The sequence below is a fragment of the Pseudoalteromonas xiamenensis genome, assembly GCF_017638925.1.
In the GTDB taxonomy this organism is placed as follows: domain Bacteria; phylum Pseudomonadota; class Gammaproteobacteria; order Enterobacterales; family Alteromonadaceae; genus Pseudoalteromonas; species Pseudoalteromonas xiamenensis.
Genome location: NZ_CP072133.1, coordinates 3,428,184 through 3,443,310, shown reverse-complemented (window position 1 = coordinate 3,443,310; position 15,127 = coordinate 3,428,184). Strand labels below are relative to the sequence as shown.

Annotated in this window: 18 protein-coding genes; 9 read left to right on the top strand and 9 right to left on the bottom strand. The window is 41.7% G+C overall.

Annotated features, from left to right (window positions below):
- The first annotated feature begins 20 nt into the window (after positions 1–20).
- Positions 21–1,046, top strand: coding sequence for a DUF3549 family protein (locus tag J5O05_RS16680; protein WP_208843032.1), 1,026 nt, complete (start codon positions 21–23; stop codon positions 1,044–1,046).
- Positions 1,043–1,345 (top strand): DUF3301 domain-containing protein, encoded by a 303-nt coding sequence (locus J5O05_RS16675; RefSeq protein WP_208843031.1) that lies wholly within the window; start codon positions 1,043–1,045, stop codon positions 1,343–1,345. Before J5O05_RS16680 ends, J5O05_RS16675 begins: the two co-directional genes overlap by 4 nt.
- A gap of 37 nt (positions 1,346–1,382) precedes the next feature.
- Here J5O05_RS16675 and J5O05_RS16670 read toward each other — a convergent pair whose 3' ends face one another.
- Together J5O05_RS16670 and J5O05_RS16665 are read right to left on the bottom strand one after the other, a co-directional pair.
- Positions 1,383–1,547: a DUF1328 family protein gene (locus tag J5O05_RS16670; RefSeq protein ID WP_208843030.1), complete on the bottom strand. Its 165-nt coding sequence runs from the start codon at positions 1,545–1,547 to the stop codon at positions 1,383–1,385.
- Positions 1,548–1,559: 12 nt separating this feature from the next.
- Positions 1,560–2,006, bottom strand: a complete 447-nt coding sequence (locus J5O05_RS16665; RefSeq protein ID WP_208843029.1) for a PA2169 family four-helix-bundle protein — start codon at positions 2,004–2,006, stop codon at positions 1,560–1,562.
- A 330-nt stretch (positions 2,007–2,336) separates the two neighbouring features.
- Between J5O05_RS16665 and J5O05_RS16660 the strand changes: the two genes are divergently transcribed.
- The 4 genes from J5O05_RS16660 (at position 2,337) to J5O05_RS16645 (ending at position 4,607) form a co-directional block, all read left to right on the top strand.
- Positions 2,337–2,900, top strand: a complete 564-nt coding sequence (locus J5O05_RS16660; RefSeq protein WP_208843028.1) for a BON domain-containing protein — start codon at positions 2,337–2,339, stop codon at positions 2,898–2,900.
- 65 nt (positions 2,901–2,965) lie between these two features.
- On the top strand, positions 2,966–3,541 hold the full coding sequence (locus J5O05_RS16655; RefSeq protein WP_208843027.1) for a porin family protein: 576 nt from the start codon (positions 2,966–2,968) through the stop codon (positions 3,539–3,541).
- Positions 3,542–3,877: 336 nt separating this feature from the next.
- Positions 3,878–4,183, top strand: coding sequence for a hypothetical protein (locus J5O05_RS16650; protein WP_208843026.1), 306 nt, complete (start codon positions 3,878–3,880; stop codon positions 4,181–4,183).
- 1 nt (position 4,184) lies between these two features.
- Complete coding sequence (locus J5O05_RS16645; RefSeq protein WP_208843025.1) at positions 4,185–4,607, top strand: hypothetical protein; 423 nt, start codon at positions 4,185–4,187, stop codon at positions 4,605–4,607.
- Positions 4,608–4,902: 295 nt separating this feature from the next.
- On the opposite strand, the gene J5O05_RS16640 is transcribed toward J5O05_RS16645, so the two are convergent.
- From J5O05_RS16640 to J5O05_RS16610, 7 genes are all read right to left on the bottom strand, one after another.
- Positions 4,903–6,849 (bottom strand): hybrid sensor histidine kinase/response regulator, encoded by a 1,947-nt coding sequence (locus J5O05_RS16640; protein ID WP_208843024.1) that lies wholly within the window; start codon positions 6,847–6,849, stop codon positions 4,903–4,905.
- Between the two features lie 20 nt (positions 6,850–6,869).
- The gene (locus tag J5O05_RS16635) at positions 6,870–7,316 is read right to left on the bottom strand and encodes a response regulator (protein WP_208843023.1); all 447 of its coding nucleotides are present in this window, start codon (positions 7,314–7,316) and stop codon (positions 6,870–6,872) included.
- On the bottom strand, positions 7,309–8,781 hold the full coding sequence (locus J5O05_RS16630; protein WP_208843022.1) for a sensor histidine kinase: 1,473 nt from the start codon (positions 8,779–8,781) through the stop codon (positions 7,309–7,311). Before J5O05_RS16630 ends, J5O05_RS16635 begins: the two co-directional genes overlap by 8 nt.
- Positions 8,778–8,984 (bottom strand): histidine kinase, encoded by a 207-nt coding sequence (locus J5O05_RS16625; RefSeq protein ID WP_208843021.1) that lies wholly within the window; start codon positions 8,982–8,984, stop codon positions 8,778–8,780. Before J5O05_RS16625 ends, J5O05_RS16630 begins: the two co-directional genes overlap by 4 nt.
- Before the next feature lie 14 nt (positions 8,985–8,998).
- Positions 8,999–10,372 carry a sigma-54-dependent transcriptional regulator gene (locus J5O05_RS16620; RefSeq protein ID WP_208843020.1) on the bottom strand — a complete coding sequence of 458 codons (1,374 nt, stop codon included), beginning with the start codon at positions 10,370–10,372 and terminating at the stop codon, positions 8,999–9,001.
- A 19-nt stretch (positions 10,373–10,391) separates the two neighbouring features.
- Positions 10,392–12,002: a diacylglycerol kinase family protein gene (locus J5O05_RS16615; RefSeq protein ID WP_244370024.1), complete on the bottom strand. Its 1,611-nt coding sequence runs from the start codon at positions 12,000–12,002 to the stop codon at positions 10,392–10,394.
- A 1,001-nt stretch (positions 12,003–13,003) separates the two neighbouring features.
- A complete protein-coding gene (locus J5O05_RS16610) occupies positions 13,004–13,639 on the bottom strand; it encodes a GNAT family N-acetyltransferase (RefSeq protein WP_208843018.1) in 636 nt (211 codons plus the stop codon).
- A gap of 91 nt (positions 13,640–13,730) precedes the next feature.
- On the opposite strand from J5O05_RS16610, the gene J5O05_RS16605 reads away from it, so the two are divergent.
- From J5O05_RS16605 to J5O05_RS16595, 3 genes are read left to right on the top strand one after another with little or no spacing between them, the layout of a single operon-like run.
- Positions 13,731–13,958 (top strand): DUF2789 family protein, encoded by a 228-nt coding sequence (locus J5O05_RS16605; RefSeq protein WP_208843017.1) that lies wholly within the window; start codon positions 13,731–13,733, stop codon positions 13,956–13,958.
- 59 nt (positions 13,959–14,017) lie between these two features.
- Positions 14,018–14,293, top strand: a complete 276-nt coding sequence (locus J5O05_RS16600) for a hypothetical protein (protein ID WP_208843016.1) — start codon at positions 14,018–14,020, stop codon at positions 14,291–14,293.
- A complete protein-coding gene (locus J5O05_RS16595; RefSeq protein ID WP_208843015.1) occupies positions 14,294–15,067 on the top strand; it encodes a Zn-ribbon-containing protein in 774 nt (257 codons plus the stop codon).
- The last annotated feature ends 60 nt before the right edge of the window (positions 15,068–15,127 follow it).

Genomic DNA, 15,127 nt, shown 5'->3' with positions numbered 1-15,127 from the left:
ATCAAAAGACGGTATAAATAATGAATTCAAATATTTCGACATTAGGTGAACTCTTAGAAGCGGCGGGCACACAATGGCGTGCTTATGACATCGGCCGACGTATCACTAAACTCGATAAAGCTGAATTTACACAAATTGAACTTGGCGCGCGCCCCTATCCTTACCCGTTAATGGGCCATGCCCACATTGCCATTCAATTCTGGGATAAAAATGCCACACAAGACCCTTATGTCTGGTTTTTAAAATTCCCGATTGACGAGCAAAGTAAGTTGGTTTTGGCTACACGTGATCATTTCGCGAATTTAGTGTTAGAGGCACTTGGCACAGAACTTACCAGCGAAGATGCAGATGGTAAATTGGATAACAATCCGTATGTATTCACACCGAATGCCAACAAACTAGCTGCATTCAACGCCCTGATGAAAGTAGAAATAAAACGCCCTGCTTCACAATATTATGAAGCAGTAGAAAATTATTTCCATGCGCCACTCATTCATGATTGGCAAACACTCGCAGTACAGGGCTTAGCGGATTTTGCGATGCGTTTAGAGCACGGACAAAACCAAGCACTTTTACAATCTCACTGGCAGGTACTTCCGGGAGAAGTTCAAAATACGCTTGCAGCGATGTTAGAACACGTTGCCATTTCAGTTTCCATCACAGAATTATTGTCGAAAAGCATAGATGATGCGCTTGAAAACCAGAATAAAGCAATGTTGATCAATAGTCTAAGAGCGATTAGCGGTTCTTCATCGAAAGGCATTTTAGAGAAATGCGTAGACAACGTACTGGATAGCGTCTTTGCTACTGACATAGAAATCTTGCTCATTTTAGTGGGAAGATTATGGCAAACGTTTATCTTGCCTGAACGACTATATGCATTGTTAGATAATGCAGCGCAAGTCAGTGAAGGTGACTTTTTCGCAGGTGTATTTGCAGATTTGGTTGCAATTCCAGCACTTCGCCCCCAAGTATTAAGCATTCTTAGGGCACCAAGTCGCGACGAAACGCTTTCGCGCGCAATCGGAAAGTTATTTAACGCATGATAACACTATGGATGATAATGGCTGTGGCGGCCGTGATTGCCTCATTCTGGATGAGTCGCGTCGTTGCTGACGCAGCAAAAGTACACGCAGAGCGTCAGGCCGAGTCATTGAACGTCCAACTACTGAGTGTTGCGATGAAACGATTTCGTTTAGGTATCAACCGGACGGGTAAACCCGGTATTAAAGCTGAGTTTGTCTTTGAGTTTTGTTCTGATGGTGATTCCGTTTACCAAGGTTTACTGTTTTTAGAAAACGAACGACTCGTTAAAGTAGATATTCCTCCACATCGCATTCGATAAAAAAGGAAGCGCTTGCTTCCTTTTTTAATTTCACTCTTTAAGGCACTTTTCTTCGACCAAAAATAAATGAAATTACGGTTAGAATAACAAAAATAAAGAAAAGTATTTTTGCCATACCTGCGGCTGCGCCTGCTATACCACCAAATCCCAATGCCGCTGCAATTAATGCTAAAATTAAGAATGTCACTGCCCAGCTTAACATAACGTTTCCCTCCTATTGTGTGATAACGTCAAGTGTACGCATTTCGTCATGACATAGCTTCATGCGCTCTTTAATTTGATATAGTGCTGCTTCACAAGGTGCAGGCACCGTTGTAGCGAGTGCTTTATTCACCTTTTCTAGTACTTTGTCTTCAAGCTCCTCAAGCTGACTTAAATAGAGATGGATGTTGTCTTTTTTAAACATGCCAATAAGGTGCGTGTAAGACTCACGAATTTCCACCGCAAGTGCATTACCCTCTTCAATACTACCTTCGTCCGCGACGACAAAAGGTTGGAGTAATGCTATAGCTCTTACTTTTTCCGTGATCATTCGTGAAAATACATCGTTATATCGATTGTCTGTCGTTTCACTTGCTGCTTTTTTGTAAAAATCAATTCCACTATTTAAAACTCGAATAAGTGATTTCACTGCATCAAAGTTATAATTTGAAAGTGTCATTATAATGCTCCTTTTATTTAATCAAGTCATATTACTCCTTTCAATTTACAGGCCAGATTATAACGTTCTGTATTTTATATACTTTTTTATAATAGACTTTAATACATCGGTAAATATTTCAATGGCAACCATTACACCTCGGTAATTTTTTCATTAACTAAAAATGAATATCCACAATGAAATTTTTACCGGAATATTTTTCTTACCATTCTCATCAAATCACATTCGACAACTAGAGCAAAATCATATTAACCTTACATTTCAACAGGTTATAATTTGGCACATTGTCTGCAGTATTTCATTCGAACAAACTTCAAAGGAGAGTAAGTTATGAACAAGTTAATTATTGCAGGTGTAATTTCTACTACTTTAATGACCGCTCCAGTTTTTGCAGCGCAAAATAGCTGGGAAAAGGAAGCAAATGATGCGTGGATTGATGGCAAAGCAGAAGCAACCTTGCTATTTAACGGCGAGTTGAACAACTTTGATATTAATACGGACGTGAAAAACGGTGTGGTAACTCTGACCGGTAAAGTAGAAAACAGCGTTGAGAAAAAACTCGCTGAAGAACTCATTATTGGTATTGATGGCGTTAAAGACGTCAAAAACGACCTTACGATTGTAAAAAGTAAAAACACGGAAAAGAAAGCCATGGAAAAAAATGACAAAGGCGCAGACTTCACTGACGCGAAAATAGCGACTGTCATTAAAACACGTTTTCTGTTTGATGGTGATGTCGACGGAACCGATATTGATGTCGACGTGGTTAATCGTAAGGTTACTCTGACAGGTACGGTCGCAAGCGAAGCGGAAAAAGACCTAGCTATTACTATTGCTAAGAACGCATCGGACGTGACAAGCGTGGATGACGAATTGGAAATCGTAAGCGAATAATTCGGACATATCACCTAAAAGTGGGCAATGTTGCCCACTTCTCTCGAAAACGCTAAGGACAAACTATGAAAAAATCATTGACGAAACTACTACTCATCTCTGTCGCTACTTTCTCTCTCTCCGCTACCGCGGCCATAAACAAAAAGCCCATTGAACAATTTGATGTCTACGCAGGTATCGGCTACGGTCAATATTCTCTCCAATGGGAAGATAGAGAACGAGACATGGAGTTTGACGACGATTCAAGTATGCTCAAAGCGTACGTTGGTACGTATCTCACGCCGTACTGGAGTGTCGAGCTTGGCTATGAAAACTTCGACGAGGCAAGCGATATAGACAACTATGCGGAGTTTGATGGGTTTACGCTCGGTACTCGTTTTATCGCGCCAATTACAGATTACGTAAGCCTCTATGCAAAAGGTGGCTGGTTCGAGTGGGATGGTGAATTCTATGCAGATGTCCCTGCACTTGGCCGTATCTCTTCAAATAGTCGCGGTGGAGACTGGTTCTATGGTGCGGGTATCGGTTTCGATCTTTCCTCAAATTTAGGTGTGCGGTTAGAGTACTTGCGTTACGAACTTGAAGAGAATATTGAGCCTGACCTCGATGTTGCCTCTATTTCTTTAGAGTACACATTTTAAGTTGCTAAGTATTTCCCCATTGACCCTTCAAGTGCGCTTATGCGCACTTTTTTTGTGGATAACATTGAACGCAACAGCGTTCTTCCTGCATAAACTAAGACGCTTCACGCTCAAATCCTTAACTTCCCCTCATTGGATAATACAGTGGATTTTCGTAATGAAGGTTATCCCAAAAATACCTTGTTATTTTTAGTCGGTAATTTTTACACGATTCCTGAAAAACATACTGGGCCACCGTTTTCCAAAAAGACAAACCTCTTGTTTTATATACAAAAATAAGTGGCAACCATCTTGCAATTATCAAAGAGAAGAATCATTCGTTATAAGGAAAGAAACATGGCAACTTCAACTCAACCAACTAAAGGAAATGGTGCTAATGACGAGCACCCTGTCTCAGATAACCTAGCGAAAACATTGCACAATTCAGTCGATGCACTTCATGAAACAACCGCCAATGCTGAAACAACAATTCGTGACAAGAGTGAGCATTCTAAACAAGCATTCGATGCTCAAGTAACTGATCTGAAGAAGAAATGGAACAAATCAGAATTGAAACGTTATGCGAGCGAAAACCCCATAGCTACCGCAGGTGTCGCTTTCACCATTGGTGTATTAACGACGCTGCTTGTAGGGAAAAAATAGTATGAACTCGACAAATACGCCCCTAAACACACAACGTCCCTCTGCGTCTGCGCAGGGGGGCAGTGAAGATAATTGGTTTATGTTATTACAAAGCCTACAAAACACTTCGTCCGCTTACCAAGACCTCCTGAAAAAAGGGATTGGTGCATTGCAAGCAAAATGGAAAGCCAACTTACGTGTATTGCTCATCGCTTTTTGTTTGCTCTGCTTTGCGGTGACCGTGGGTGTTGTATTGTGGTTTTGCTTACATGCATTACTCGCCTACTCCTTAGTTTACTTAGGGGTGAACTGGCTTGTAAGCGCAGGCCTTTTAATGACGATCAATGTGTTTATTATGTATTATTTAATTTCGACGGCAATGAATCTATTTAGCGCCTCAGCTCGTTCAATATTTCAAGATGATGAACACATCAATACGCCTTAAACCCCTTTTGCTGATTGGGAGCTTTGAAAAATGACTCGATTATCAAACTGGATTTGAGACTCAATGTCACGTGAAAAGCCGTAAGAAAAAAGCAGTTTTCGAATGGCAACGTCAATATTGTCATTCGAAGAAAGCCGATACTTTGAAGCAGATGAAAGCTCAATTTATGACGCCAGTCGGGATTAGCGCTATCGTCCTACTCGCATTGACCCTAAATAAGCTACCGAAACGACAGCTTCTACGTTGGGCTGTTTTCATAAAACGTGCATTATAAACATGTTTGACATACGCCACATTATGCTAAACACGATTTGAGCATGTCCAAACTTACCGGCTTAAGTAGGACATGTTCAATACCTAACTTTTCCAACTCCGCTTTGTCTGGCTCGTAACCGCTGGTGATGGCAATTCGCATGTTGGGGTATTGCAAACGAAGTTGAGTCGCCAAATCAAGACCATTTTCATCGGGTAGCCCAATATCCATCAACACCAAGTCCCACGAATTTAGCGATAATGTTTCTTTACAGTGTTTGGCACTTCCAACCCCCTGCACAGTCAAGCCCATTGCGTTTAACAAACGCTCTAATAATTTTCGACTATCTTCGTCATCTTCTACAACCAAAACACGTTTTATGGTTTCACGCTCAAGTACGTCGGATTTTTTCAATTCATCAATCCGCTCTATCACTTTGACAATAGCAGCCTTCAATAACATAGGTTCGATTGGTTTATTAATGACATCAAGACAACCCAAAGCACTTAACTCTTTGAGAGTACTCGCTTGTGCTGCCGCGGTTACCGCAATGACAGGAATTGACAAGTTCTTAGAATAGAGTGAGGCGAGGACTTGCCTGCCATCCATCTGTGGCAAATGTAGATCGAGTAAGAGCATCGCATAGTTTGAAACACCTTGTTCCAATTTATGAATGGCCTCAACGCCATTACTTGCAACATCTACACTAAAACCCCAATCTTCGACATGTCGCTTAATGAGCTGTTGGATGTCGAGATTGTCTTCAACAACTAATATCTTGGTATAATGTTTTGCCTGCCAATTGAGCAGGTTTGGGTCGAAAGAATGGCCTAAATCTAAATTTGTATTTTCACAGACTACACTCGGCAATGTAAAAGAAAAGCAGCTGCCCTCGCCGAGCTTTGATTCAACTTTTAGAGTTCCACCCATGAGTTCAACTAAATTAGCGCTAATTGCAAGACCGAGTCCTGCTCCTTCATGGGCTTTACTCGTCACATTTTGAACTTGGCTGAAAGGTTCAAAAATTCTGGCGAGATCGTCTTCAGGGATCCCAATTCCAGTATCTCGTACGAGACAAATAAGTTGTCCGTCTTTTTGTGTTACGTCCAAACAAACTTCACCTGAAAACGTAAATTTAATCGCGTTATACAACAAGTTAATTAAGATTTGCTTTAAACGTGTTTGGTCGCACAAAATCCAATAATCTTCCAGCGAACGATTTACGATGGTAAATTGCACACCTTTACTTTGAGCATTTAACTGGAATAAATCACTTAAGTTATGGATAAGTGCATGTAAATTTGTAGGTTTGTTATCTAATCGGATTGTACTTGATTGAAGCTTTGATAAGTCAAGCACATCATCAAGCAACTTTAACAGATGCTCACCATTGTTATATATAATCCCTAATTCTGAGCGGATTTCTTGCTGATCATTTTGGCGCATTAACAATTGTGTGTAACCCAAAATAGAGGTAAGTGGTGTCCTTAATTCGTGGCTCAAATGGGCTAAGAATTGATCTTTGGCACGATTTTCAGCTTCTGCTTTAAGTCGCTCCACTCGCTCTTTTTTCAGTTCCTTCCGAGCAAGTGCATATCGAATTGCCCGAATAAATCGAGCATTTCCGAGTTCAGATTTCACAACAAAATCTTCTGCCCCTGCTTGCATTGCAGCTTCGTCTAACGCCGAATCAGCCTGACCGGTCAGCATAATAATAGGTGTTTCGACGTGATTTTCTTTTGCTATTTTGAGAAGAGATAAACCGCTTTCATGTCCTAGACGAAAATCCAATAAACAAAGATCGAATGACTCGTCAATAAGTGCAGCGATTGCACCATCTAGGCGACGGTGCCAGGAGATGTCGAAATGAAAGTCAGCAATGTCTGAAAGCCTGTCCTGCGTCAACACAAAATCATCTTCATCATCTTCGACTAAAAGTATTTTAACGTGCTTGGCATTTAGACTCTGACTTAAGTGCTCTCGGTTCACATTGCTTCCTTTCAACGAAACTATCTAGGTAATTCGACTATCTCTATCCAATACTTGCCAAGCTCTCGCATCAATGTAACGAGACCTTGAAAATCAACAGGTTTACTAATGTAAGATGCCGCGCCCAAATCATATCCTTTCAACTTATCTTCTTCTTGAAGTGATGTGGTTAAGATAACAACGGGGATCGAACGCAAGTTTGCATCTTGCTTTATTTGTTCAAGTGCTTCGCGACCGTCCATCTTTGGCATATTCAAATCAAGTAAAATTAAATCAGGGCGTACATACTTTGAAACATCATCATATGGTGGGTAGTTTCTTAGGTAATTAAGTAGCTGCTCGCCATCTTTAACAAATTCAATTGCATTCAACACTCGACTTTCCGCAAGTGCATCTCGTGTGAGCAATTGATCGTCTTCGTCGTCATCAGCCATAAGAATTTTTATTGGAATGGCTTTTCTATTCATATTCAGGGATCTCTGTATTTATTGTCGGTTGTATATCACGTTGCAACGTGATGTAAAAAGAAGCACCTATACCCACCTCAGAATGAGAGGTAATTACTCCTCCATGTCGTTCCACAATCCTACGACAAAGCGTTAGACCTATCCCGGTTCCTGGATATTCAGAACGTTCATGTAAACGTTGGAAAGGCGAGAAGATTTTTTCTTCGTATTGCGGATCAAAGCCAATTCCATTGTCCTTCACTAAAATACACACACTTTGGGGGTCGTCCGTAGGCACTTCTGCGATTGATATTTCAGGTACTACGTTTGATTTTCTGAATTTCAGCGCGTTAGCTATCAAGTTAAAAAACAATTGTCTGAGCTGACTGTCATCACAACTGACGGTCGGTAATGATGCTATCTGTATGTTTGCCTTTGTTTCTTCTATTACGACTTCTAAATCGTCAAGGACTCCATCGACGATTGGCTTAAGCGGTTGAGTCACAAACGGTTTCCGTTTTGTTGCGACCCTAGATAAAGCGAGTAAATCATTGATAAGTAAAGACATTCTCGCTGCTGCATTCTTCATTCGCATCAGGTAGTCTCGACCTCTGTCATCTAATTCATTTCGATAACTGTTTTCCAAACGGTCACTAAAAGCCTGAATTTTCCTTAGCGGTTCTTGTAAGTCATGTGAGGCAACAAACGCAAAATCTTCAAGTTCACGATTACTTTTGTTAAGTTCATCTGCCAGTAGTTGAAGCTTAGCTGTTCGAGCTTGCACTTTTTCCTCAAGATCTGCATTCGCGTTTGATAACGAAACTTCTGCTCGCTTTGAGTCGCGTAAATTTTTAAACACCAAGGCCATCGTCAGCAACACTAATGAAATACTGATAAAGGAAAACCACACAATGTTACTAATGGCCTCACGCTTCACGTTGTTCAGAAAGTTACGCTGAATATCACGAATCGCCGTTTCTTCCTCAAGAATCCGGTTATATTGCTGTCTCAGATCTAACGCCGTTTTTTCAATTGTTCTGACCAGCGCCAACGCACTTTGTTTATCTTCGCTCGCTTTGTCTGCATGTTGTTTAAGTTGAGAAACCTGAAGAATAGCGGTATTTAAGTATGTTTTTATTCGTTTTTGTTGTGGGAGACTTTCTGATTTTTCTGCAGTTACTCGTGCAATGTTTTCATCAAGCTCAGTTAAACTTTCAAGCAATGGGCCAAGCGTCGATGACTCTTTTGTCAGTAAGTAGGACTTAGTACTCGACTCGGCGTTTAACGATGCTATATGCAAATTGTCGATTGCTAGGATTAACTCACTTGTGTTTTCCATCCCTTTTTGCAAAGTATCTAAGTCTTCAACATTCTTAAAACCAACAACAACGTTACTAACTAGAAAAGCAGTGCAAATTGCCATCGTTAACCAAACAATTAACAAGCTTGAAGACAGTCTATTAAAAGCATTCACTAAAGAACTCATGGCTCTTCCTTTGGGTTAAACGCTTTAAGTAGCTCACTGCAATCCAACACACTTTTTAAGATATTGTCAGCGATGCCTTGGATTTCTTCATTTTCAGGTCCAGTCGAGTTGACCAGTTTTAACAGCTCAGCGTTCATCGAAATTTGATTGAGTGTCTTTCTGACATCATGCAAGAGTTCATCCTGCTTCATGGTGTCATCCATAATAATCCTTATCTTTATTCAGTGATTTGATAACTTGTAAGACGGTTGTACAGTGTTTTCGTACTTATCCCAAGCATCTTAGCTGCAGAAGTCTTGTTGCCATCCACCGATTTCAGTGTTTCAAAAATAAGCGCCTTTTCAACTTCTTCTATCGTTTTCCCCGCCTGTACATTGTGCAAAGTAGCCCCAGATGAAGGTGACACGATATTATTTGATAACTCATTGAGACTAGGCTCAGAACGCGGCGACGAATACAGTGAAAAGGGGGATGAAAATGCGTTGTCAAACACCAGCTTATTTGTCCTCTGATCGGCCAAAATATAAGCCCGATGAACACAATGCTTTAACTCTCGAACATTACCTGGCCAATCATATAAACTCAGTTTTTTCAGATCCTGATCGCTCACTTCATAACGCGTGTTTCCCTGTTGATTAAATTTGTCGAGGAAAAATGCGACCAACAGTGTGATATCTTCTTTGCGATCTCTCAACGGGGGAATAGTGATAGGAAAAACGGCAAGTCGGAAATAAATATCCTCCCGGATCACATTTTGGCTCGCAAGTTCTTCCATTGTGCGGTTTGTCGCGGAAATTATACGGCAATTTGTTTTTATTACTGATGTGCCACCAACTCGGGTTAGGGAATTTGTTTCCAATACCCTCAGCAGGTTCGGCTGCAAATCAATTGGCATTTCCGTCACTTCATCCAAGAACAACGTCCCTTTATTCGCCTGCTCAAATACACCCATTTTTTGCGCTACAGCGCCTGTGAAGGCTCCTTTTTCATGCCCAAACAGCTCACTGCCGATTAATTCTTTTGCAATTGCTCCGCAGTTAACACCAACATAGCTTCCTTCAACTTCACTGGAATTGTGAATAGCCTGCGCAACCATTTCCTTGCCTACCCCACTTTCTCCCTGAAGCATGACATTTGCATTTGTTTTGGCCACTCGTGCAATTAAATCATAGAGTTGGTTCATCGCTGGCGAATTGCCTATCAAACAACCAAACTTGAGTTTGCTCGTGATTGCTGGCTTTTTCTTGGGAGACAAAATGCTCGCGAAGTCTTCCGCAACAAGGGGCTTCAATAAATGCGTGATGCCATCTACGCATAATTTATCAAGCGCTGTTTTTACCGATGGATGCCCAGAGATAAGCGTTACAGGAACTTGATTCCCTTGTTTTCGTAGCCAATCCACAAGATGGAGTCCACTGCCATCTGGCAGCATGAAATCGATGAAGAGATGATCATAATGTTGATGTTGGAGCAATGCTTTTGCTTCTTCCACACTTAATGATATATCGCACAAGCAACCCAGATGTTCCAATATACGAGCTGCTATTTGAACAAACTGATCATCATCATCCACTAGTAAAACGGTTTTCACTGACTCTCCTTGCTGAACTTCACGCTTTTGGCACCATCATGACCAAACTTTTCGGCCGAATTTCAAAAGACATTTCGTCAAATTGATGCACTTCGCCATCAATCGCAACATTTAGCGATTCTTGAAATTGTAAATGCAGTTTCTTGCAACAAAAATGGCGTACCATGTTGTCTTTACTTGGTTTTTCACCAAGTAACACTTGAGCAACACTTAAGTAGTCTTGTACATTTTCTTGATGAGGTACAATTGTTACGTCCAATTGACCGTCTTGATAGTCCGGTTCGGTCTGTCCTCCTTGCGCTAGAATAGTGACTTTAGGTGCTGCGTTTGCAACAACCAGGCTTGCACAATGCACGACCTGCGTTTTATTTTCATCCACAGTAACCTGTACCGTGATGTCGTCATTGTCCAGCAAGGCATCCATGAAGTGTCGGATATAAGCGAATTGCCCTTGCTCATTTTTACTTTCTCGGTCTGAGTCGGCAATCATTTTTGCTTCAATGCCAATGGCCGCCACGAGTAACATGGTGATGCCATTACAATCTATGGTGTCGATAGTTTGTAATTTGCCGGAAAGTAATGTACGACAAGCCCTATCAATCGGATCAAACTTGGTTACTACACCTTGCAAAACATGCGCAAGTGAGTTGGCAGTACCAAGTGGAAGTATCCCAAACGTGCATTGATTTTCCATTGCAATTTCAGACGCTGCTGCGAGCGTGCCATCACCACCTCCGGCTACAAAAACGTCGAACTCATGCTCGTTAAACAAAAGCTTAGCCGATTCGCTGGGTGTTTTATCTGGTTGTGTTTTAGCAATCACTAAGCGATAGCGTTTGGTTAAATACCCCAGAATATCGTTTTCGTAGCTCATCCATTTTCCACCTCCAGCCACTGGATTGACCAACATTCCAAGCTGTTCTTTATGTTGTAAAAGATCCTTTTGGTGCAAGGCAGTCAAGGCCCTGCGTTGTTGTTTGTTCAAACGAGCCTTTATTCGGTGCTGTTGAATACTTTCCATTACCGTGTCTGTGTTCGAAGAGGCACTTTGCGCTAAAAAATAGGCAGCACAGACAAACACTGAACGACCTCGCCCAAGTGCACAGTGCACTACAACGCGGCGCGATTCGTTATGCATAACTTCAATCCAAGCGAGCGCTTGCGCTATTTGAGTTGGACTTGGAATATGATGATCGAGAATGGGAATATTGAGGTAGAAAAAACCTTCGTCGCTTTGACTTAAGTTAAGGCCATCGTATTCAGCCGTGACATCTAATATGGCCGAGATCCCCTCAGCTCGGAGCATTGGCACATCCGATTTTGAAAGTCGGCTCGCAACAAAGACGTTGTCGCTTAACTTTGAACAGGCAACATGACTTTTTTGTCTGCAAACAATCCAATTGTAGGATTGAGCGACGAACAGGTAAGGAAGTAAAACGAGTTTTACTAAAAGAGGTATTTCACCCGTACTGCGCTTTCTAAATATGGTTGGTCGATTAAATAAATAAGCTTCAGAAACGAGGGCTACCGCACTGAACGCCCAGAGCAACGGATAAACAAGCCAAGAGTTTTTAAAGAAGACAACACATAAAGCCAACACTAATGAAATAACAAAGTTGTATTTGAACATTTTCACGTAAGCTCTCCCTTGTGTGGTGTGTCCTTGCACTTTCAGGTTGAACGTTTACTGTAGCTTTTTGTTCCTTAACCACAACTGATTTCGCGGGTCTAAAATGAATCCTTACTTACCCTTCATGTGAAACAGGCTCGTTGCGTCATAAATGGGCTTGAGTACCTGTGAAAAATTAGTCTTTGGCTTATTAGCAGCCAACTAGATAGGTTCTGCGGCAATGAATCGATTTTGAAGACAAGGGAAACGAAAGAATGGAACTTAGGATGCGTATGTTTACGTGTAAATAACTCGTACAGACATAATTACAATGCAAAAACGAGGTGAAACGCTCAGCACCGAGTTGAGTCTAAATGTTGTCAAACGCAGAAAAAACTAAGGCGCAAACAAAAGTCGCGCCTCAATCTCTAGTAATCCTATTTTGGTATCCATTCCTCGGATAGGTCCATTTTATCTCCCCTGATCGGGTATGTGTCCAGTATACCCGCCGTCACTCCATTTTGCTCCATCACTAACGCATCCCGCGTATCTCGCTGCATCCTACATGCGTCCCTCACACAGCCTTGTGTTCATTCCCTTTTTAAGCGTCCCTAAATGCTTCTTGCTGTCCGTAAGAGGTAACATCCATGCCAACTACTTCCTGTAGTTTTACCCCATCGCTTCCTGCTTGTCCTTTGTTATCCTAACTAGTGAATTTCCTATTCACTACAATTCAGTCCTTGTGAATCCATTCTAACTTCCACTGTCTTTGACGTCCTGTCCTAGGCTTCCTGCCGTGTCCTTTTGTCGTCTTGACGGTATATATAATAGGACATATGTCCGCCAATCCAACCTATCAATTCAAATTCAATTTTAGTCACATTAAAGAAATAAAACTTACCTTATTGTTTTTACTGAATTTTAAATAAAAAAATAAGCCGTAATGTGCGGCTTATTCCTCTACTACTTACAATCTCGTGAGATATATCTCACAGTATAATTTCCAATTTACCCTACACATTTTACTTGGCAATGGCTTTAAACATTACTTCGCCACGAACTTTATTGAATTCCAAAATGTCGTGAACCTGATAACCTAAATGTGCGAAAAACGACTGATGCTTTTCATGAGTAACGAACACGCCAATACCAGAAGCAGCAGGCACATCGTGGATCATTTCTTCCAAACCTTGCAGCAGAGCTTTGCCAAACCCTCGCCCATGTACATGCGGGTCTACGGCAATAAAAGCAAGGAAGAAATAGTGCCCACATGGTGCTAGAGCTTCTCGAATTGCCGATTCTTTGTCTATAAGGGCTTGAGTTTGCAGGTAACCCGCACTCATCATCAATCGTAATCGCCAATGCCAATAACGCTGAGCTTGCAGCTCGCTGTCCGCTTCAATTAGGCATGCCACAGCTCGCAAACGGTCGTCTTCATACAGACCAATCATTGGCTGCTGCCCGTGTCCAAAGCTCGACAACTCTTCGCGGATCAACGCCCTGAGTTTCGTTTCAAACTTCGTTTCATTGCTTGAATCTAAGACACTGCGAAGCACTGGGTCATCATGATAGGCTTGATACAACAAACTCGCGGCAACATTTGTGTCTTCTGGACTCACATACCGAATGGTTAACTCAGTCTGTAATTCTACATTCATAATCGTTCCTTTATTGTTATTCTAAACATTCGCGATATGCGCTGTTCCAACTATAGTTAGTGTGTGATTTTTAATCAAACGGAGGACAAAAATGGATACAACTACGCCTTCTATAGAAAGTTTGTTTGCCCAGCTTGGTTTACCAAATGGACAACAACACATTGATAAGTTCGTAGAGCAACATTGGCTCGAGGCCAGCATTTCATTATCTGATGCCCCTTTTTGGACAGATTCTCAAAAACACTTTATCGAGGAATCACTAAGAGAAGATGGAGCTTGGAGTGAAGTAATCGATGAACTGGATAGCATGCTCAGATAGTGTGTGTAAAATCGCTCATACCTTGATAACATGCGCTTTATTTTATGTAAGTAAAGCGCATGGATCCTATCGTATTAGATGCCTTGTTATCGCTAATTTCTGAAGGCAAAACACCTACCGTCGCAACGACGAAATCCAGACTAAAATCGCCAGTACCAATGCCGACAATTATTGCGGGTATCGCTGCTTATAGGCAGGATCCAGAAGGTGTTGCAAAACTCGACAAACCATCCTTTGGCACTACAGCTAAGGCAGATTTAGTGCACCAATCCCAGCTAGATAGAATCGAGGCGAAATTGGACAAACTCCTTGCTTTACTCGAAAAGGATGCCTAAATGTTTGTCGTTGATTTAACTTTCGATTGCTACCAAGACACAACTTTAGACAACGCGGAAGCCGCCATCAATCGAGTGGTAAATGCACTGCGCTTTAACGGCCAAATTATTGGTGAAGAGTTTCCCACGGTATTGAAAGATGGCTTCTTTATCACCCGAGTCATGTGCCCAGAGGAAGATTCTCTTCACCCACTTAATCACAGCCCTTTTGTCAAACACAGCATTGGATTGCTACAAGAAGCAGGGTTACTAGCACCCAAGGTGAAAGTAATTGGACAAGATATACATTCGAATGGCGCGGATATGTGTCATGAGCCGAGCTGTTTTATTTTGTACACGACATACGTGCACACTTGCAGTCCGCTTTATTGTGGTGATGATTTCCAACCGGTACCTTTATACAAGATCCCTGCTATTGCAAACGGGGATTACAAGGCTCTAATCAAATGGCAAGAAGATTGGCAAGCATGCGATCAAATCCAAATAAACGGCGCGACGCGTTGCGAATTTCCAGCACTCCATGAGATCTCAGATCCAACAAGCGATCTATCACGGCGTGGTTTAGATTTAAGTAAGCGTATTCGTTATTTGACTCAAAAACCGGTCTATTACTATTTATATCGCGTCGGTGGAGAGAGTTTAGACACCGAGTTAGCTCGCAAGTGTCCAAGCTGTAATGGCGATTGGGCTTTGCATGAACCTTGGTTTGGTCTTTTCAATTTTCGCTGTGACAGCTGCCAACTCGTCTCAAATTTATCGTGGGATTTCCAGTAAACCGGAATAATTCCTTCCAGCGGGTAAGTTCACCTGCATTGTTTTTACAAGTGAACTTAT

Coding starts and splice junctions, on each gene's coding strand:
- J5O05_RS16605 (WP_208843017.1), top strand. CDS start 13,731: ATGGATACAACTACGCCTTCTATAGAAAGTTTGTTTGCCCAGCTTGGT.
- J5O05_RS16615 (WP_244370024.1), bottom strand. CDS start 12,002: ATGTTCAAATACAACTTTGTTATTTCATTAGTGTTGGCTTTATGTGTT.
- J5O05_RS16655 (WP_208843027.1), top strand. CDS start 2,966: ATGAAAAAATCATTGACGAAACTACTACTCATCTCTGTCGCTACTTTC.
- J5O05_RS16660 (WP_208843028.1), top strand. CDS start 2,337: ATGAACAAGTTAATTATTGCAGGTGTAATTTCTACTACTTTAATGACC.
- J5O05_RS16595 (WP_208843015.1), top strand. CDS start 14,294: ATGTTTGTCGTTGATTTAACTTTCGATTGCTACCAAGACACAACTTTA.
- J5O05_RS16630 (WP_208843022.1), bottom strand. CDS start 8,781: ATGAGTTCTTTAGTGAATGCTTTTAATAGACTGTCTTCAAGCTTGTTA.
- J5O05_RS16610 (WP_208843018.1), bottom strand. CDS start 13,639: ATGAATGTAGAATTACAGACTGAGTTAACCATTCGGTATGTGAGTCCA.
- J5O05_RS16670 (WP_208843030.1), bottom strand. CDS start 1,547: ATGTTAAGCTGGGCAGTGACATTCTTAATTTTAGCATTAATTGCAGCG.
- J5O05_RS16665 (WP_208843029.1), bottom strand. CDS start 2,006: ATGACACTTTCAAATTATAACTTTGATGCAGTGAAATCACTTATTCGA.
- J5O05_RS16635 (WP_208843023.1), bottom strand. CDS start 7,316: ATGAATAGAAAAGCCATTCCAATAAAAATTCTTATGGCTGATGACGAC.
- J5O05_RS16680 (WP_208843032.1), top strand. CDS start 21: ATGAATTCAAATATTTCGACATTAGGTGAACTCTTAGAAGCGGCGGGC.
- J5O05_RS16675 (WP_208843031.1), top strand. CDS start 1,043: ATGATAACACTATGGATGATAATGGCTGTGGCGGCCGTGATTGCCTCA.
- J5O05_RS16645 (WP_208843025.1), top strand. CDS start 4,185: ATGAACTCGACAAATACGCCCCTAAACACACAACGTCCCTCTGCGTCT.
- J5O05_RS16625 (WP_208843021.1), bottom strand. CDS start 8,984: ATGGATGACACCATGAAGCAGGATGAACTCTTGCATGATGTCAGAAAG.
- J5O05_RS16650 (WP_208843026.1), top strand. CDS start 3,878: ATGGCAACTTCAACTCAACCAACTAAAGGAAATGGTGCTAATGACGAG.
- J5O05_RS16600 (WP_208843016.1), top strand. CDS start 14,018: ATGGATCCTATCGTATTAGATGCCTTGTTATCGCTAATTTCTGAAGGC.